Annotated in this window: 16 protein-coding genes and 1 riboswitch; of the genes, 9 read left to right on the top strand and 7 right to left on the bottom strand. The window is 44.8% G+C overall.

What is annotated here, in order from left to right:
* Positions 1-370 precede the first annotated feature (370 nt).
* The 7 genes from AM629_RS15440 (at position 371) to AM629_RS15410 (ending at position 7,878) form a co-directional block, all read left to right on the top strand.
* Entirely contained in the window at positions 371-931 is a 561-nt protein-coding gene (locus AM629_RS15440) for a fimbrial protein (protein ID WP_054480159.1), read from the top strand.
* A gap of 89 nt (positions 932-1,020) precedes the next feature.
* Positions 1,021-1,737, top strand: a complete 717-nt coding sequence (locus AM629_RS15435) for a fimbrial biogenesis chaperone (protein ID WP_054480158.1) — start codon at positions 1,021-1,023, stop codon at positions 1,735-1,737.
* Positions 1,737-2,309: a fimbrial protein gene (locus AM629_RS15430; RefSeq protein ID WP_054480157.1), complete on the top strand. Its 573-nt coding sequence runs from the start codon at positions 1,737-1,739 to the stop codon at positions 2,307-2,309. Before AM629_RS15435 ends, AM629_RS15430 begins: the two co-directional genes overlap by 1 nt.
* A 33-nt stretch (positions 2,310-2,342) precedes the next feature.
* Positions 2,343-3,077 carry a fimbrial biogenesis chaperone gene (locus AM629_RS15425; protein WP_054480156.1) on the top strand — a complete coding sequence of 245 codons (735 nt, stop codon included), beginning with the start codon at positions 2,343-2,345 and terminating at the stop codon, positions 3,075-3,077.
* Between the two features lie 75 nt (positions 3,078-3,152).
* Positions 3,153-3,905 (top strand): fimbrial biogenesis chaperone, encoded by a 753-nt coding sequence (locus tag AM629_RS15420; protein ID WP_054480155.1) that lies wholly within the window; start codon positions 3,153-3,155, stop codon positions 3,903-3,905.
* An 82-nt stretch (positions 3,906-3,987) separates the two neighbouring features.
* Positions 3,988-6,630 (top strand): fimbria/pilus outer membrane usher protein, encoded by a 2,643-nt coding sequence (locus AM629_RS15415; RefSeq protein ID WP_054480154.1) that lies wholly within the window; start codon positions 3,988-3,990, stop codon positions 6,628-6,630.
* A gap of 93 nt (positions 6,631-6,723) precedes the next feature.
* On the top strand, positions 6,724-7,878 hold the full coding sequence (locus AM629_RS15410; protein ID WP_054480153.1) for a hypothetical protein: 1,155 nt from the start codon (positions 6,724-6,726) through the stop codon (positions 7,876-7,878).
* 433 nt (positions 7,879-8,311) lie between these two features.
* Here AM629_RS15410 and speB read toward each other — a convergent pair whose 3' ends face one another.
* Positions 8,312-9,238, bottom strand: a complete 927-nt coding sequence (gene speB / locus AM629_RS15405; RefSeq protein WP_054480152.1) for an agmatinase — start codon at positions 9,236-9,238, stop codon at positions 8,312-8,314.
* A gap of 170 nt (positions 9,239-9,408) precedes the next feature.
* Positions 9,409-11,313 carry a biosynthetic arginine decarboxylase gene (gene speA, locus AM629_RS15400; protein ID WP_054480151.1) on the bottom strand — a complete coding sequence of 635 codons (1,905 nt, stop codon included), beginning with the start codon at positions 11,311-11,313 and terminating at the stop codon, positions 9,409-9,411.
* Between the two features lie 753 nt (positions 11,314-12,066).
* Here speA and metK point away from each other — a divergent pair.
* A complete protein-coding gene (gene metK / locus AM629_RS15395; protein WP_054480150.1) occupies positions 12,067-13,239 on the top strand; it encodes a methionine adenosyltransferase in 1,173 nt (390 codons plus the stop codon).
* A gap of 150 nt (positions 13,240-13,389) precedes the next feature.
* On the top strand, positions 13,390-13,887 hold the full coding sequence (locus tag AM629_RS15390; RefSeq protein ID WP_054480149.1) for a SprT family zinc-dependent metalloprotease: 498 nt from the start codon (positions 13,390-13,392) through the stop codon (positions 13,885-13,887).
* 63 nt (positions 13,888-13,950) lie between these two features.
* Here AM629_RS15390 and AM629_RS15385 read toward each other — a convergent pair whose 3' ends face one another.
* The 5 genes from AM629_RS15385 to hcp all read right to left on the bottom strand — a co-directional run bounded on the left by AM629_RS15385 (position 13,951) and on the right by hcp (position 19,663).
* Positions 13,951-14,652 carry a nucleoside/nucleotide kinase family protein gene (locus tag AM629_RS15385; RefSeq protein WP_268794977.1) on the bottom strand — a complete coding sequence of 234 codons (702 nt, stop codon included), beginning with the start codon at positions 14,650-14,652 and terminating at the stop codon, positions 13,951-13,953.
* 261 nt (positions 14,653-14,913) lie between these two features.
* Entirely contained in the window at positions 14,914-15,987 is a 1,074-nt protein-coding gene (locus AM629_RS15380) for a magnesium transporter (RefSeq protein WP_054480147.1), read from the bottom strand.
* Between the two features lie 74 nt (positions 15,988-16,061).
* A riboswitch (M-box (ykoK) riboswitch) is annotated at positions 16,062-16,233 on the bottom strand.
* Between the two features lie 153 nt (positions 16,234-16,386).
* Complete coding sequence (locus AM629_RS15375) at positions 16,387-16,719, bottom strand: DUF6694 family lipoprotein (protein WP_054480169.1); 333 nt, start codon at positions 16,717-16,719, stop codon at positions 16,387-16,389.
* 237 nt (positions 16,720-16,956) lie between these two features.
* On the bottom strand, positions 16,957-17,958 hold the full coding sequence (gene hcr / locus AM629_RS15370) for an NADH oxidoreductase (protein ID WP_054480146.1): 1,002 nt from the start codon (positions 17,956-17,958) through the stop codon (positions 16,957-16,959).
* A gap of 52 nt (positions 17,959-18,010) precedes the next feature.
* Complete coding sequence (hcp, locus tag AM629_RS15365) at positions 18,011-19,663, bottom strand: hydroxylamine reductase (protein ID WP_054480145.1); 1,653 nt, start codon at positions 19,661-19,663, stop codon at positions 18,011-18,013.
* Between the last annotated feature and the right edge of the window lie 349 nt (positions 19,664-20,012).

The following is a 20,012-nucleotide window of genomic DNA, read 5'->3' as shown; positions in this document are numbered from 1 at the left end:
CAAAACACTTTCGATCGAGAACTCTCTGTTAATACGACAGAACCCCTCCCCCTTTTGAAGAAATTATTAAAATTCAGATAGTAATTTAATAAGGAACAAATACTCACGACACCATAACGTTCAGGTATTAATGTTGAGTATATCGGAAGCTAATAATTGATTGTCTCAAAAAGGGAACAAACTGCCTTTCAATCTTTCCCGCTCAGAAATAGATATGTTATCGACGGTTTAATCAAAATTCAGAAGTTAATCAGCAAACAAAATAACTCAAATGACAAGTAAAACGTACCGCGTTTGCGATCTGATTGTTTAACTTGTCGTGATGTTGTTTCACGCAAAATGTATCGAATAAACAAAAGGAATCGATGAAATGAAAAAACAAATTTTGAAGACCTGTGCGATAGCGGCACTGTGTCTGGGGGGGATGTCGCAGGCTATAGCGGAGGAAGTGAGTGCCGGTACCCTGGCGGTGAGCTCTTCAGTGACCGCAGAGACTTGTAAGTTTGCCGCAATAGAGCCTGTTAGTCTCACCGCTTTGGTATCCGATTTTACCGGAAAAGCAGATGGCACAATCTTAGCTAACACTCAAAAATTCGTCACGATTAAAACGGAGAAATGCCCTCTGTGGAATTCCGCGAAAAGCGCTAAATTGACAGTTTCTGGCACCGCAGCAGGACCAGGCGGCGCTTACTTTCAGCTTGTTAACAACGCGGGTAATGCTGCAATTACCGACCATGCGGTTGGCCTGACGATAAATGATAAGCCCGTGCCACGAGGCACTGCAATTAACCTAAAAGATCCCCAATACAGTCCCGGAGTAGCCGGTAATAATGACATCACGCTTAAGGTAGGGCTGGCTAAGATTGGTACAGCGGCGGTAAAAGCAACAAACTCCAAAGCGAACCTGACAGTGAAAGTCGAGTATGACTAATGCAACGCCGTTAGGCGTTCCGTGGAATTGGACAGGGAGGTCCAATTCTTACTTACGCAATACCCAACCAAACATTTTCAGGTGAGTCAGTGAAAAGATTGATGACAGCAATGATAGTGACCGGTCTGTTAGGTTGCCCGGTCACTTCCGCGCAGGCGGAAGGGGTGGGGATCAACACTACCCGCATTATCTATCCAGCGGATAGCCGCGCGATAACCGCCTCAGTGAGCAATACCAGTAAAGAGTCGGTCTATTTAATACAGGCGACAGTCAGTTCTGCTTCTGAGGGAGATAAAACCGCGCCATTTCTGGTGACGCCGCCCCTGTTTCGTATGGAACCCGACAGCCAGAATCAGGTGCGCATCATCAAAACGGGTCCGTCGCTGCCTGCCGACCGGGAATCCCTGTTCTGGTTTACGGCAAAAGCCATTCCGTTAAGCTCTGAATCCGATAATCACTCCCGGCGGAATGTCTCCGGCGGAATACAGTTTGCTATAGCCAACACGATTAAGCTGATGTATCGCCCGTCAGGGCTGTCGGTTTCGCCGGAACAAGGATTTGGTTCACTGCGCTTCAAACCGACAGCCGCGGGAATCACAGTCACCAATCCATCACCCTATTACATCACCTTAACCTCCCTAAAAGTGAGTGAACAGGAGGTGATGACGCAGCAGAAAGCGAACATGGTCTCTCCGTTCTCTGATCTCTCTTTACTATTTAAAGGAGGGAATTATCCAGCCAAAGTGAGCTGGACGGTGATTAATGACTTCGGCGGAGAGTCCACCTATCAGGGGGAGATACCATAATGCGTAAACCGTGGACCCTTATCAGATGGACAACATTAGCTAGCCTGCTCTGTGCCGCCTCCCAGCCCGGGGTGGCGAGTTCAAACACGGCAGAACTGACATTGGCGCTGACGCTGGAACAGCCAACCTGTGAGCTTTACATGCAGACATCCCATGTCGAGTTTTCATCCGTACCACTCACCGAGGTGCGGTACAGCACGCAACATATTGCGGCGGCGGGCAGTAAACCTATTACGTTGGCATTGTCAGGCTGTGCGGGATCAGCCAGAGCAGGCCGTACTCCGGCGATTAAAATAGGCGGTGCCACGTCAGAAAGCCATCCGACGTTATTTCGGGATAAAGCGTCCACGGTGGCGGGCAATGTGGGATTTGGTCTGCGCTATCAATTACCGGGCGGTGGGTTGGGGAGCTACCTGAAAAATGGCGATTATGTGAATTTAGCACCACTGGGTAACGCCGCTAAAGACAGTCAAATTACCTTCCTGATGGATATGCGACATGAATCCGGCACGGCTGTGCCGACTCCCGGTGAACTGACCGCACACATTCAATTTCAATTTGACTATCACTGAGTATGACTCAGGTAACAGGTTTCAGGAGGCATTGTGGAAATAGGTCGGGTACGCCCTGCGTGGTACCGGCTGGTACCATTTGTATTCTGGCTAGGGTTAGGGATGACCGGTACAGAATCCTGTCTAGCCGCCGGTATCAGCCTAAATAAAACCCGGGTGATTTTTATCCAAGGGGAGCGGGCACAAACGCTGACGGTGATCAATACCACACCTCAGGCGTGGCTGGTGCAGGTAAGGATAACAGAAGATCAGGAGAAAACTACACCGGCGTTTGTGGTGACACCACCGCTGTTCAGGTTGGAAGCTAACAGTCAAAACAGCCTGCGTATTTTGCCAACCTTTAATCAGCCCTCCTTTCCGGTGGATCGGGAATCGCTCGGGTATGTACAGATGAACACTATCCCCGCAACTCAGCAGGTGACGGATGAGCCTGTTCGGGAACAGGCGTCGATGAGCATAGGAATGCGGATTAAGTTTTTCTGGCGACCGTATGGCCTGCCAATGTTGCCGGAAGAAGCGTATGGACAGCTCCGCTTTCAGTCGCAACCCGATGGCATCAAAGCGTGCAATCCCACTCCGTATTTCCTGTCGCTAGACAGTCTGATGCTGGACGGACAGACGCTCGATCTGAACCGCTATCCCTCCATGATAGCGCCACAGGATTGTGTGACCTATGCCGGGCTGGTGGGTAAAAAATCGGTGAGCTGGTCGATGATTAACGATTACGGCGGGGCTTCAAATCTGTTTACCGCCAACGTGGCGCGTTAAATTCGCCCTTGTTTTATTTAGAGGTGGAAAGTGAAGAGAGTCAGTAACCGGCATAGGGGGACACACTGGGGGGTAATGCTTTATTCCCTTGGTTTCGCCTTGCTGCTAGGGGATATATTCAAAGCGCATGCGGTTGATAATCAAGGGCTATCGTTCTCCCCGATGCAGTTGTCTTATGTGGCTAAAGATAGCCCGAGCGGCGTGACGCTCAGCATGACCAATCACACGACGCAGAACTATCTGGTACAAGGATTTGTCAGTCCAATGGACCCTGATACCGGTCGCTTTGACACCCAAGCCGAGCAGGTTCCCCCTTTTATCGTTCTGCCGCCGTTAAAACGGGTTGAGGCTGGCGAGAAATTTTCGTTCCGTATTCGCCAGCTTGGCGGGCAATTACCGCCGGATAGGGAATCGGCCTTTGTAGTTTCTTTACGAGCTATCCCGGGAGTTGCCGTACCGGACATGGGAGAACCAGAGCGCCAGAACGGCAAAGATTCACAAGTGCAGGTCGCCTTACAAATGAATATCCGGCTGTTTTATCGCCCTCAAGGGGTTCCTGCTAGGGATAACGCCACGGTGGCTAAACAGGTGAAATTTTCCCTTCAGGGGGCGCAGTTACGGGTAGAAAACCCTACACCCTATTTTCTGACCTTTTCTGTCCTAAAAGTCGGCAGCCAACAGGCAGATGACCGCACCCGTCAGGCAATAGTGCCCCCGAAAGGCATACAAACCTATTCGTTTCAAACCCATTCGTTTACCGCCGGAGTACAGGGGCCACTGGTCTGGCGTTTTCCCGGCGACAGTCAGGATCACCATGTTCCGTTATGACCCGTTCTCATCTGTGAGTAGTGACCAACAAAGTGACCTCAAGATTAACAGCATAGGCTTAAGTTAGAAGCAGAAATGAGCTATGACAATAAACATTTTATTTTCGTTTGCGTGGCTGGCTGGCAGCCAACGTGCGACCGGTCAGTCGTGCCATTTCCGGCTCCGTCCTGTATATGTATGTCTGCTATGCTCACTGACGGCGACAACCTTGCCGACCTCTGCGCGGGAATACTTTAATCCCGCTTTTCTTATGGGGGCGACAGGGGAACAGGAACATATCGATCTCTCGGTGTATGAAAACGCGGGTTATGTCGCACCGGGACGCTATCTGGTGGATGTCTACATGAACCAGAATAAGGTAGATAACCGCGAGATTGAATTTAGATTGGTGAATGACCATCTGCAACCGGCATTAACGATTGCACAGCTCAAAGAATATGGGGTCAATATTCACGGATTACCGGCTTTTCAGGGTAAAGCGGACGACAGCCTCATCACAGATCTGACGAAACAGATCCCGCACGCCCACGCAACACTGGATTTCGCCCGTTTGCGTTTGGATCTGAGTGTCCCTCAAGCGGCTATGCAGCCTCACCATTCTGGGATGGTCGATCCGTCACTGTGGGATAACGGGATACCGGCCTTTTCGATGAATTACACCGTCAATGGTTCGGAAGGGCGTTATGACGGTCAGGCGACTGGCGGCGGATCACGCTCCCGTAACCTATTTGCCTCTTTTCGCAATGGGTTGAATCTGGGGCCGTGGCGTCTACGCAGCACACAAACTTACAGTTACAATCGCCAGCGCAACGAGGGGCCCTCCGGTTTTTCCCCCTCGACGCAAACCCAATGGCAGGTGAGTAATACCTATCTGCAACGTGATGTGCAGTCACTGCGCAGTGAATTCACGGCGGGTGAAACGTATACCGGTGGGGATATTTTTGACAGCATCCCGTTGCGTGGCATGAAACTGGCTTCGGAGGAGGCCATGTTACCTGACAGTCAGCGCGGTTTTGCCCCGGAGATAACCGGGGTGGCAAGCTCCAATGCACAGGTGACCGTATCTCAGAATGGTTATACCGTGTATCAAACCACGGTGGCGCCGGGGCCGTTTCGTTTCACCGACCTGTACACCACCGGAGATTCTGGCGATCTGACGGTCACAGTCAAAGAAGAAGATGGCAGTACTCGTGTCTCTACCCTTGCTGCATCATCTGTCCCGATGATGCAACGTCCCGGTGGCATTAAATATGAGTTAACGGCCGGTCAATATCACGGCGGCAGCCTAACCGATGGCAGCCGTTCCCCGGTATTTGCTCTGGGCACTCTGGTCTATGGTTTGCCACATAATATCACCTTGTACGGTGGGGGACTGGTCGCAGACAACTATCAGTCGGGTGTATTAGGCTCGGGCGTGTCACTGGGGGCATTCGGCGCACTGTCTGCGGATGTGACGTTTGCCCGTGCCCAATTGCAAGAGGCCAAGGGGCAGGAAAATAACCGGCAACAAGGCCAATCTTATCGGGTGAAATACTCTAAGAACTTGATCAGTACCGGCACCGGCATTGATCTGGCCACCTACCGCTATTCCACTCAGCATTATTACAGTTTCAGTGATGTTAACAGCATGGGGTACAGCCTGAATGAATATCAGGTCCCGTGGGCACTTGACCGACGTCAAAGTACCTGGCAGGTGAACCTGCGTCAAACGCTAGGATGTTGGGGCAGTCTTTACGCCTCCGGGACGCGTAACGATTATTGGAATGGTCGTACTGACAACAATCTGAATCTGGGTTATAACGCAATGCTGATGGGGATCAGCTATAACCTGAGTTATAACATTTATCGCATGGAAGGGGCAGGCAACTGGTCGGAGAATCGTCAAGTGTCATTCAATATGCAGGTCCCACTCATTCTCTTTGGATCATCGTCTGCGCTACGGGGCGTTTATACCCGCTATACGGTCTCGCGCGACTCGCAGGGGCGCACAGCTCAACAGACCGGAATTAGTGGCATGTTATGGGATAACCGCCTGAATTATAACCTCCAGCAAGGTTGGGGGAACAACGGCCAGCAAAACAGCCGAGCATTGTCTCTGAGTTACCAAGGCAGTCAGGGAAGCGTTAATCTGGGCTACAATGACAGCGCAAATAGCTATCACTTCACCTACGGGGCTTCCGGTGCCCTTCTAATCCATCCTTACGGTATGACGCTATCACGCTCACTGGGCGAGGAAGCGGTGTTGGTCCGCGCCCCTGGGGCGAAAGGGGTGACGGTCGGGGACGGCAACGTGCAGACCGACTGGCGTGGCTACGCCGTACTACCGGGCGGATCGGTATACCAAAAAAATACTATCAATCTGGACCCGTCCACCCTGCCGGAAGGGGTCGATATTGACCAGACCAGTAAGAACGTTTATCCGACTAGGGGAGCAGTGACGCTGGCAAATTATCAGGTTCACTTAGGCAGCCAGTTACTGTTGACGTTGATACATCATGGCAAACCGGTACCTTTTGGTGCCACCGCGACGCTGGAAGAGAATGCCACTCAGGCCGGCAGCGGCATTGTGGGCGATAACGGCCGAGTTTATCTGAGCGGTATGCCTCCCGCCGGTCACGTGAAAGTCAAATGGGGAAACGGGGCAACGCAACAATGCACTACTCGTTATCAGGTACCGCCCGATACCCCCGGGCAACTGGTGCAGGCAGATGCCGTGTGTCTATAAGCGTTACCCTGGTGTGGGCACCACCAAAAGTGAGGTTATCCCGGCAGTTAAAGTCAGCGATTTGAACAGATGAGTCATTTGGAGAGAAGAAGAATGTTAAACACTGAACGTTTGTGGGGCTGTCATGTAGAGAACCCCGTTCCAATCCTTATAGGCTTGGGGATATCACTGCTCTTTTTATTGACTGCTTTGCCCCTTCAAGCGGCAGAGCGTTATCAGGACTGCGAGATTGAACTGGTACAGATGGTTCGTCATGTTACGGGTTATGCCACGGTGCCAAGCAACAAAGATAAACGTGATTACTCACGTGATGAGATAGTGGGTTATACCACCAGTGGCCCCCTTGACTGGTCGACAACCTGTCGCGTCCCGGCTGGAACGCAGTTTATGGCCTACACGGTGGAGTCTGGAACGAATCCATTAATCTCTTCGTCGTCACCGAGTCACGTCCGAGTGGGACGGTCCGGCGACTTTATGGTTGATATCGGGCAATCTTCACTCTCTTGCCAGACACACGGTTCATCCAGTACGTATCACTCAGCCAGTCTGGCAGGGAGGAATGTCGGCGTTAACATTCCCTGCGTTCCCGATGCCAACGGCCTGGTTGATGTCAGTGTCCGCACCGTGACAGGGGCAATTTACCCGGACAGTGACGGCAATTTCAATGCGAAGGCAGGAGGCAGCCCTCTGTCATTTGGCGCGATCGGCTGGACTCCTGCGGCCATATTGGGTTCTAACGGCATGCTGAAACCACTGTGGACCACGGTTATTCTCTCACCGGTCAAAAAGCCATCCACCTGTGCGGTTGTCCTGACACCCTCATCGGTGGATTGGGGAACGGTGAAAAGAATCGGTAAACAGGCAGGAGACCCACTGGCGTCGGCCAGACAGATAGGGATAAGCAGCACATGTTCCGGTGATGACGATGTATTCCTACATTCACGCCTACTCTACCGAATCGATGGGCCACTTGTGCCGGGGAAACCGAATGTATTAGCTTCCTCAATAGAAGATATCGCCTTCGCGTTCACCAATTCTGCCAACAAACCCATATATCTCGGTACTGGGCACAGAGGCGAAGGAGAGAACGCAAGATACATTAAGCGGGGGGACAATAGCTATACCGCATCAACACAACTGTCTGTTGTACCGATTCTGATGAAGGCTGACGGAGCCGGAGGGCGAGCCAGTGCCGTTGCTGTCATCTCAGTGTGGTCGGATGTTAATTTCGTCGAACCATCGGCTTAGGCTAGGAAGGTTCTGTCGCATTAAGCGCTGTTTGGATAATCAGGCGAGCTAAGACCATGTTAGCTGAGATTGAACTCAATATGTTGCGTAAAGGACAATACCCGCAAGAACCGGGATATCCCATTTCACCCGCAGTCTTTTTTTATCGACCAGCTGCATAAAAATGAATCAAAATACTTTCGATCGAGAGATCTCTGTTAATGCGACAGAATCCTCAGTATGGCATTCGGTTAATCAATGCTCATATGTGAAAAATAATGGAGAGTATCCAAGAAAGCGTATATACCCAATAGATTTCAAGATAACGGGTATAAACATATACATGTATATGAAGGTTACATCAATTCAAATAATACTGAACTAGGGGATAGATTCACAACTCGTTACGAGCTTAGCGACTATCCCCTGATGCTATATATTAGTGCATAAGAATTCAGATTATCTTCTTAGCTGCCTGCAAGTAAAGCATCTCCAGCGCAACAGTCGCACCTGCCAAAGCAGTAATCTCGGACTGATCATAAGCTGGAGCCACTTCTACTACATCCATACCGACAATATTCAGTGGTTGCAAACCACGCAGCAATTTCAATACCCGATCGGTTGTCAGTCCACCAATTACAGGCGTACCCGTACCTGGTGCAAAAGCAGGATCAATACAATCGATATCGAAAGTCAGATAAACCGGCATATCACCAACAGTCTCTTTTATCTGAGCGAGCACATCATCCACACTACGGTCATTAACCTGAGCAGCATCCAACACAGTGAAACCATCGTCCTGACCATGTTCAGTACGGATACCAATCTGTACTGAATGATGTGGGTCGATCAATCCTTCATTTGGAGCATGGTAGAACATAGTACCATGGTCAAATTTGCTGCCGTTTGGATAGGTATCAGAATGAGCATCAAAATGAACAAGAGCCATTTTGCCAAAATATTTAGCATGAGCGCGTAAAAGCGGTAAAGTAATGAAATGATCACCACCAAAAGAAAGCATACGCTTACCGGAAGCTAGTACTCTTTCCGCATGGTCTTGTAACTTGTCACTCATATTCTGAGCATCACCAAAATCGAAGACCAAATCACCACAATCCACAACGTTTAGGTGATTGCGTAATTTAAAATCCCACGGCCAACGACTACTTTCCCACGCCAGGTTAGTAGAAACCTGGCGAATAGCCGCAGGCCCGTGGCGGCTACCTGAACGACCCGATGTTGCCATATCAAATGGCACTCCGGTAATTACCCACTCTGCATCACTAGAATACGGCTGGAAATTCAGCGGAAAGCGCAGGAAACCGAAGGCGTTAGAAACTAGAGAGTTATCTTGTTGGTTGCCCAAGGTACTTATTGTCATGAGATATATCCTCAGAAGTTTCCTGACAGGATAATGCTATTTAATTCCAGAATACCTAATGCTATTACGAAACGGGGTATGCCTGAGATAATCCCATTTCTATGCATCCCCGAATCTGGTTTTATAAATAACGTTATCTGTATACAGGAGGCTTAATTAACACCAGAAGACTATTCATCTTCCAGATATGTGTAGCCATAAAGACCACTTTCAAATTCCAGTAAAAATTGCTCTTGCAAACCGGTATCCAAATCCGTGCCTTTTACTTGATCACGGAAACGGGCCATCAGCACATTAGGGTCCAGTTTCACATATTGCAGCATATCCGCAACCGAATCCCCCTCTTCACTCTGGTTATAAGTCACTTCGCCATTATCAAATACATAAACATCAATAGCCGCAGTATCACCAAACAAGTTATGCATATTGCCAAGAATTTCCTGATATGCCCCCACCATAAAGAAACCAATCATTGGCGGGTAATCAGGATCATAAGCAGGCATTGGCATTGTCGTTGCTACACCATCACCATCCACATAATGATCAATAATACCATCGGAATCACAGGTGATATCTAACAAGACAGCACGACGATCCAACGGCTTATCCAGCCCTTCAATCGGCAAAACAGGGAACAACTGATCGATTCCCCATGCATCAGGCATAGACTGAAACAGAGAGAAATTCACATAGAATTTGTCTGCCATGCGTTCTTGCAATTCATCAATAATTGGCCGGTGAGCACGGTTGCTTGGATCAAGATCCTGCTGAATACGACGACAAATATTCAGATACAATTCTTCCGCCCATGCCCGTTCAGTCAGATCCAACATGCCATGAGCATATTGAGTATGAACATCATGCAGATCGAGCTGACTGTCATGCAGCCATTCACGTAAAGAACGTCTGTTCCCTTCCGAGTGCATCTCCTGCCATGTTTCCCACAGACTAGCAAGCGGGCGGGAAGCATCTTCTGCCGGTGGCGTTGTCTGCGTAAATTCATTACGTTCAACACCGATAACATTGGATACCAACACAGTATGGTGAGCAGTCAGAGCACGACCAGATTCGGTGATAACGGTCGGATGTGGTAAACCATGTTCATCACAGGCATCACCAATGCCCCAAATCACATTGTTAGCATATTCATTCAACCCGTAGTTTACAGAACAGTCAGATTGAGAACGAGTTCCTTCATAATCGACACCTAATCCACCGCCAACGTCAAAGCACTGAATATTGACACCGAGTTTATGTAACTCGACATAAAAACGGGCTGATTCACGAACACCCGTTGCGATATCACGAATATTCGACAATTGTGAACCAAGATGGAAATGCAGTAATTGCAAACTATCAAGCCGGCCCACTTCACGCAGAGTCTCAACCAATTGCAGTACCTGAGTTGCCGCCAGCCCAAATTTCGATTTTTCACCACCACTGGCTTGCCACTTACCCGAGCCTTGCGATGCCAAACGTGCACGAACTCCCAAGCGGGGGATCACATTCAGCCGTTCAGCCTCCTCCAGCACCTGAGCAATTTCAGACATTTTTTCGATCACCAAATAAACTTTGTGACCTAACTTTTCACCTATCAGCGCCAAACGAATATATTCACGATCTTTATATCCATTACATACAATTACAGTACGAGTCATACCCGCATGTGCTAACACCGCCATTAACTCAGCTTTAGAACCCGCCTCAAGCCCTAAAGGTTCACCAGAACTTGCCAGCGATTCAATAACCCGGCGTTGTTGGTTAACTTTAATGGGATAAACTAAAAAGTAATCACCTTTATAGCCGTACGACTCTCTGGCTCGCCTGAATGCAGCGTTAATTGAACGCAAACGATGCTGTAGGATTTGAGGAAAACAAAATAACGCCGGCAAGCGTAAATGTTCCTGCTCTTCCTGAACTCTTTTCACTAATCCCGCAAGATCAATTCTTGCCCCTGGCAAATCAGGGTTTGGACAAACACTGACATTACCTAAATCATTGACGTAGTAGTAACTCCCTCCCCAATATGCAATATTGTAAGTCTGTTGCATTTTACGAGCGATATTATCATTCATGGCAGTCTCCTTAATGGAGTTAGAGTTTCGCCTTCGCCTGTAATTAATAAATAACTCAAGACACCATATCTTGCGTGTTAAGAAATATCAGGGAACAGCATGCTCTCAGGTTTAAAAAGCGTTTAGTTACTACTAAACAATGACAAAATTACCGAGCGACAATACGTCTGTCCGACATATCCGGCCTATTTGCTGACAACGGATAACATCGAATTAAAGACATATTGAAAAGAAAGGAAAAAGATGCGGACAAATCCGACAAGTGTGGCTGTTGGCCATTAGCAATCAGCAGATAATGGATCATTACCCCATTCACCCCCACACATGACTCATATTTAAAGAGCCATTTTCTCGATTGAGAAACAGAAGCTATTTAGCTTTCTGCAAGTCTGTAGCACAAATAACTCAACTACGGCCGCTGTTTATACTCGCAATTACACAAAATTGCAAAATGAAATTGAACAAAACTGACATATAAACAAAGAAATTATTTGTTACCAGATGAAAATGACCACTTATATACCCTATGGATTTCAAGATGGATCGCGACGGCAAGAGAGCGAATCCCCGGGAGTATAGATAACGATGTAACCGGGGTGAGTGAGTGCAGCCAACGAAGAGGCAACTTGAAAGATAACGGGTATAACTAAAAAAATCTGGAACACGGATAGTAATTATCCTAAAATAGCCATCTAGATGTTAATCCATCCATCATTCCCAAACTGAAATTATATTTTAAGGTAACGTAATATAATGACCACATACCTTTTCACTTCTGAATCTGTTTCTGAAGGGCATCCTGATAAAATCGCAGACCAAATTTCTGATGCTGTTCTTGATGCTATTCTGGAACAAGATCCAAAAGCTCGTGTCGCATGCGAAACCTATGTTAAAACCGGCATGGTTATGGTTGGTGGTGAAATCACTACCAGTGCTTGGGTTGATATTGAAGAAATTACGCGGCAAACAGTTCGAGAGATTGGTTATGTCAATTCTGAAATGGGTTTTGATGCAAACTCATGTGCAGTATTAAGTGCTATTGGCAAACAATCACCAGATATTAATCAAGGTGTTGACCGCGAAGATCCTCTACAACAAGGTGCTGGCGACCAAGGGCTAATGTTTGGTTATGCAACCAATGAAACTGATGTACTGATGCCCGCGCCTATCACCTATGCACACCGTCTGGTTCAGCGTCAAGCAGAAGTTCGAAAAAATGGTGTACTGCCGTGGCTACGTCCAGATGCCAAAAGCCAGGTAACATTCCAATACAGTAACAACAAAATTGTCGGCGTTGATGCAGTTGTACTTTCAACACAGCATTCTGAAGACATTAACCAAAAAGATCTGCAAGAAGCGGTAATGGAAGAGATCATCAAGCCGGTTCTACCTTCTGAATGGTTAAATCCAACAACCAAATACTTCATCAACCCAACTGGCCGTTTTGTAATTGGTGGCCCAATGGGTGATTGTGGTCTAACAGGCCGTAAAATCATTGTAGATACTTACGGTGGTATGGCTCGTCACGGTGGTGGGGCATTCTCTGGTAAAGATCCATCCAAAGTTGACCGTTCTGCCGCTTATGCTGCGCGTTATGTAGCAAAAAATATTGTGGCTGCTGGCTTGGCTGATCGTTGTGAAATTCAGGTTTCTTACGCTATCGGCGTTGCAGAGCCAACTTCCATTATGGTGGAAACCTTCGGTACTGAAAAAGTGCCAACAACAACTTTGACTCTACTGGTACGTGAATTCTTCGACCTGCGTCCTCATGGCCTGATTCAAATGTTGGATCTGTTACACCCGATCTATCGTGATACCGCTGCCTATGGCCATTTTGGTCGTCCACAATTCCCATGGGAAGCAACTGATAAAGCAGAGATACTACGCGAAGCGGCTGGTCTTAAATTGTCAGCTATTAATATATAAAAGCAAAGAACCTAGTTTGGATAAACTGAACTAGGTTTTTTTAACATGAGCTGACGATTAAAAAAACCATAAAGTTATTATTATCGTTAGCTTGCTTTTAAAAATTTCTAATAAATATTTACTCATCCTCACTTACTTCATTTTCAACACATGAAATCAGTTAGAGTTCCAATTACTTTACAACAAGCTGTTATGCAAACCTTGCGGCAAAAACTGCAACAGGCAAATTTACATCTTAAGCGTGATTTTCCTGAACCTATAATAAACTACCGTCAGCGAGGAACCACTGCTGGCAGTGCTTACATACAGCATTGGGAAATTCGCCTTAATCCAGTGCTATTGATTGAAAACCAACAAGCTTTTATTGATGAAGTTGTTCCTCATGAACTGGCTCACTTATTGGTTTATCACTACTTTGGGAAAGTACCTCCACATGGGAAACAGTGGCGTTGGATGATGGAAGAAGTTCTGAGCGTTCCTGCCAACCGTACACACAAATTTAAAATCGATTCAGTGCGCAGTAAAACTTTTACTTATTACTGTAGCTGTCAGCAACATGCGCTAAGCCTGCGTCGCCATAATAAAATCTTACGGGGAGAGAACCATTATATTTGTCGAAAATGTGGCGAGAGACTTATTTTTAAATAATAAAAAATTGAAAAAAAGAATAATCGTAAAATATTTACATGAAAAGGTAATTACCTATATTACTTATTTTTTCATAAATAACTTTAAAAAAAACATTAACACCACACAATAATCAAATATATAATCCCAGTCGGTTGCGTATAATAACCAAAAATTTTGGATCATCAGTATGTTACCTATTTCATATATAATGAAATAGGTAACATACAATAAAAATGGAAAAGAATTATCTTTAATTCTTTTCCAACTCTTTAAAATTAGCAAAAAACAATTTATTAATAGGAAAAAATCATTTATAACTTCTTTAATAAGATCACTTTCATTAACATTATTATTGTGCTCGAAAACCTTAAAGTCACTTTTTATTTCATCAAAATAAACATCATAATACTCATAAAGACTATTGAACCACCTTAATTGCATAGCAGGATTTTGAAAAAATTTAGGTATCATTCCTGACTTTACAGCAATCTCATGATTATCGATAGAATCTTGAGATGTATAATTAAAAAATATCACTCCGTCAGATTGAGGACATTTCTCGACAATAACATCATATAACTCATTAAAGATATTATATTCATCATGACTAACAATTCCATTGACATAAAGTAATAATATCATTAGATTATCTTCAGCTAAAGAACGCTCCATTATGATGTTATATCCGTGATCAATCCATAATTTTATGAGAATCGATCTCTGAATTATCATATGTAACTGAAAAGGAAATCCATTGGGTATAGAATAGTTATCATATTCAATATTAACATAACCTAAGTTACGATCTTAGTAGTGAGTACGCCATATAAAAATATAAAAATATTATCCAATTTCATTAACAAGAAGCCAAAAAATTTCAATCAATATTACAGATGGATATATACCCAATAGATTTCAATTTGCAGCGCAGCGGCAAGTGAACGCAGCCAACAAAGCAGCAACTTGAAGGATGAAGGGTATATAAAATAAGCTCTTATCCAGTCAATAAGATACCCAATTAATATGGGTACCTTATTGATAATTTTAAACGAGCTCTGTCATCACCAACTTAGCTATTTCAAAATAGATAATCAAACCAGTACCATCAATAAGCGTGGCAATAAAAGGGGCAGATACAACAGCCGGATCAATAGAAAGCCTTTTCAATACCATCGGAATAATGGAAGAAACAATGGCACTCCAGACGGTAATTGCAATGATGGTCAAACTGACAACAATCGTCACTTCAATTCCTACACCTAATATCCAGGCTCGGATGAGCGCAACAGAACCAATCGTCATCGCCACTAAAAACGAAGTGGAAACCTCTTTACGTAACACAGCCCACAGATTACGCAAGCTCACTTCCCCCAACGCCATTGCTCTGACCAACGTTGAAGTGATCTGTGTACCGCTGTTGCCTCCCGTACCTATCAATAACGGGATGAAAAATGCTAGAGAAATTGCCGCTTCTAGTTGCTCTTCAAACGCTTTAAGTACAGTCCCAGTATAGGCTTCTGCGACAAACAGCAGCAATAACCAACCAGCGCGCTTACGCCATAATGTTATTGGGCTGGTACTCAGATAAGGTTCATCCAGAGGCAAAGTCGCCCCCTGTAAATGAGCATCCAACGTATTTTCATCTTCGATTAGTTCAGCAATATCCTGCGGTCGTAGTACGCCAACTAATTTGCCAAAATGAATAACCGGTACACTATCCATACCGCTGTGATTTATCAGACTATAAACATCATGACGCGGCTGCTCCGGTGATACAGAAAAGTAGCTTTGCCTCATAATATCTGACACAAATAAATCATCGGCTGCGGTTAATAACACCTTCACCGGCAATATGCCATTCAGATAACCTTCATCATCAATGACATATAAATACGTCGGGATCTGTTCTCCCTCAAGTTGATTAATCAGATTACCTTTTGCCGATAAAACAGAATCAGCAACGGATACAGAAATAAAACATTGACTCATATATGCACTGACAGTTGCATCTTCATGTTTCAATTGATGCTTCTGCTGCTGATCAACATTTTTTTCATTAATGGAATGGTTACTAGCAATAGCTAATAGATCCATTTTTTCATGGGATGTAACTTTCATGATGTTGGTCCCTATTACTGTTGTGAACTTCAAACAGCACTCACATAGGGGCGAAACCAGATGAGAGAATGCAACAGCTATCTCCACGTCTCAGTTTTAGCACTATACAACGTATCCTGATTTATCAGGAAGTTACATGGGGATATACCTTGGTTCGATATATCCTGTCCTAATCTTGGGCGTCTCTCGACGTCGTCAGATCAGCAACCTGTGTTTGTATAGGAGCCTCGCCTAACGAGATACTGCACTTAAAATGCGGCTCGTATTATAAACAAAATTTATAATAATTCAAAATCATAAGATAACTTGTTTAAATTCTGTTTAAATTACTAATGATAATAAAAAAACGGCATAGATTTCTATCTCATACCGTTTAATGCACATAATCCTATGAAGATGTTACTCATTTTCTGATTTCTTAGCTTCAATTTTTTCAGCTTCAGCAATCAGTTGGTCAGCTGTTTTACCATCCAGTGACTTATAAAACTTTTGTTTTAATTCTTTTATATCGCTATTAACACCTAATTTAACCAGTTCATTGAAATCGATACTATTAAACATAGCTACCTGAATTGATTCATCAAACTTAGCTCTTTTATCATCTGGTAGCACATCCCTTATCTTATCAATGGATGTTTTCAGAGCAATTTCATTAGAAGCATCAATTTTAGGTTGGTTATCACAGCCAGCTAATACAAATCCCAACAAACAAATTGCTAACAATTTTTTCATACTCATCCCCCGAAGAATATTAAACAAGGGAATAATAACAGAAGCGAAAACAATAAACCGTTTATAATTAGCCAAATTAGCAAAGAATAGGTATATACCCTTCATCTTTCAAGCTGCTGCTTTGTTGGCTACGTTCACTTACCCCAGTCACATCGTTATCTATGCTCTTGGGGAGGAGTTCACTTGCCACCGCCCTGCAACTTGAAATCTATTGGGTATAAAATGAAATTTTTTATTCTATTCCAGAACAACATCTCCCCATAATTGGCAACTGCATGCCAGAACACAACCGTTTGCTATTTCATTAGCCGTTAATGTCATTGTACTGCGGGTTGTATATTCACCACTGATCACCCGAGTCTTACAACTGCCACAAACACCTGCCCGGCACGCGGCCATCACCGGAATATAGTTATTTTCCATTGCCGCTAGCAAAGTTATTCCTACCGGTACTTTGAACCTGGAAACTGACTGGTTTAAAGCCATAGTCAAATGACTCTTATCAGATTGTTCTGGCTCTGCAAAAAATCGCTCCATAAAAAAGCGATTTTCTGCCACCCCAAGACCATAGCAAAATTCACGAGCATTTTTCATATAAGGCGCGGGTCCACACGCCATGACTGTCCGACAACTAATATCAGGAACAAGCGTAGCCAGTTTTTCTTCAGTTAACCTACCATTGTTAAGACTACCCTTTTCCGGTTGTTCAACCATTATGATGAATTGCAATTGTGTTGGATAACGAACAACTAATTGCCGCCACTCATCAGCAAATATCACCTGCTGGCTGTCCCGCACATTAAAAATCACCTTCATATCTGCTTGTGGACGATGATGCAACAACCAACGGCACATAGACATAACCGGCGTCACACCACATCCCGCAGCCAGCATCAGATAGTGATTATCAATATAGTTAGCACAGGTAAATTCACCCTGAGCATCGGATAACCACAGATAATCACCGGGTTTCACTTTTGTTGTCAGCCAAACCGAGCCAACACCCTGCTCTAATCGCCTGACCGTAATTGAAATAAAACGGCTCAATCCTGGCGAAGAAGATAATGTGTAAGCTCGTAAAACTTCATTGCTTCCATCAATGCTTACCAGCGCAAATTGCCCTGGCTGATAAGGATAAAAATCGTGATTAATCAAAAAGATTGTCCAGACATCCGATGTTTCCTGCCGGATAGAATGTACTTGCATACAGTTAGGGCAAAGTGAAGTTGGCATGGTCATAACGATTTCTCCCTGTCAGAGATTGACATAACTTCCATCTGACAATATTTCCTCAAGCTGAAAGAATATCCTGTAAATCTTGCTCAACTGTGGTGATTGAACGCATACCAAATTTTTCGCTAAGTATCGCCAGTAAATTATCTGTCAAAAATGCAGGTGCCGTTGGACCGGTATAAATATTTTTCACACCAAGAGAAAGCAGAGTCAGCAAAATCACGATCGCTTTCTGTTCAAACCATGACAGCACCAGACTCAGCGGTAAATCATTCACTCCGCATCCCAATTTTTCAGCCAAATGCACAGCTAACATAACCGCTGAATAAGCATCGTTACACTGCCCTACATCAAGCAAACGGGGTAAACCTTCCAACATACCGAAATCGAGTTTATTAAAACGATATTTACCACAAGCCAGAGTCATGATCAGGCAATCCTGCGGAACATTACGGGCAAACTCTGTGTAATAACTACGTTCTCCTCGGCTCCCATCACATCCACCAACGAGAAAAACATGACGTAATTTCTTTCGAATAACCAGATCAATAACAGTATCAGCCACATTAAGAAGTGTCTGACGGCCAAATCCAACCGTAATCAGATGTTCTACTTCGCTGTAAGGAAAGCCATTCATAAACTTTGCCTGTTCAATTACAGCACTGAAATCATCACCATCCAGATGATTAACACTCGGCCAACCTACAATACTGCGGGTCCAAATACGATCACGGTAATTCCCAACATTCGGGTCAATAATACAATTAGAAGTCATGACAATTGGACCAGGAAATTTGGCAAATTCAATCTGCTGGTTTTGCCAGCCACTACCGTAATTCCCTACCAAATGAGGATATTTTTTTAGTTCAGGATAACCGTGAGCGGGCAACATTTCACCATGAGTATAAACATTTACCCCAGTTCCTTCCGTTTGCTGTAACAACATATGCAAGTCTTTCAGGTCATGACCTGAAATCAGAATAGATTTGCCTGCAACCGGACGCACATTGACAGATACAGGCTGCGGATCACCATAAGCTTGCGTTTCACCTTTATCCAGCATCGCCATAATACTGAAATTCATTTGACCGATTGCCATTGCGTTATCTAGCAATTCGGCCATATTGTCAGGATTAGTCCCCAGCCAGGCCATAATCGTATGATATTGAGCGTAAATTTCATCATTATACTGCCCAAGCACATGCGCATGCTCCATATAAGCCGCTGCACCTTTCAATCCATACAGACAAAGCATACGAAGGCCATGAATATCATCACCAACCTTAGCTTTATCACTGTTAAGAGCGAACTTCCCAGCTTGTTTCTGTAAAGATGGAATATCTTCTCCTGCCAATTGCAACACAGCCATAGGATGATCGACAGTTATTACGGAACTAGCCTGACGACAGCAACTTGCCAGAGACTCCCGCAGATAAATAGCTTCTTTGACATAACCGATAATCCGCTGAGAATCGAAGTTAACATTAGTCAATGTGGAAAAAAATGCTCGCGGAGCAAAACTGTCAACATCATGATCCACAATGCCCAATTTCCGCGCTGCTATTGCCCAAGCAGAAAGCCCTTGCAAAACAGCAACCAGTAAATCCTGTAAGTCAGAAGTTTCAGCCGTTTTACCACACATTCCTTGCGCGTAATTACAACCATTACCTGCGGGAGTTCGGATTGTTTGTTCACATTGCACACAAAACATAATGTGCTCCTTATAAGTTGCATTTAATATACATATATAAGATTACAACTTTTCCCGTTGTTAAAAAGGCATTTTATTTACAACTTAACTTTTGTTTGATCTGACGCAATTTTGGTAAATAGCGGTACTTATAACAACCACTACTTAACTCATTGTTATCAATTAAAAATTATGAAAAATAAAAATATTATTTACCAGAGCCACTAAAATTATTTGATTAATATAACCCGAATTCTGGATAAGAAATTGACGAGAAGCCTGTTCCAGGAGCAAAGTTTTGGTGCAGACCCAAAAACAGCTCCGAGGGGGAACAGGCTATGGACAACTTAGTTGAAATTTTCTGTGATGT

Source organism: Photorhabdus heterorhabditis (assembly GCF_001280945.1).
GTDB classification, from domain to species: Bacteria; Pseudomonadota; Gammaproteobacteria; order Enterobacterales; family Enterobacteriaceae; genus Photorhabdus; species Photorhabdus heterorhabditis.
The sequence above is the reverse complement of the archived record's forward strand: the minus strand, read 5'-3'. Positions and strand labels throughout refer to the sequence as shown.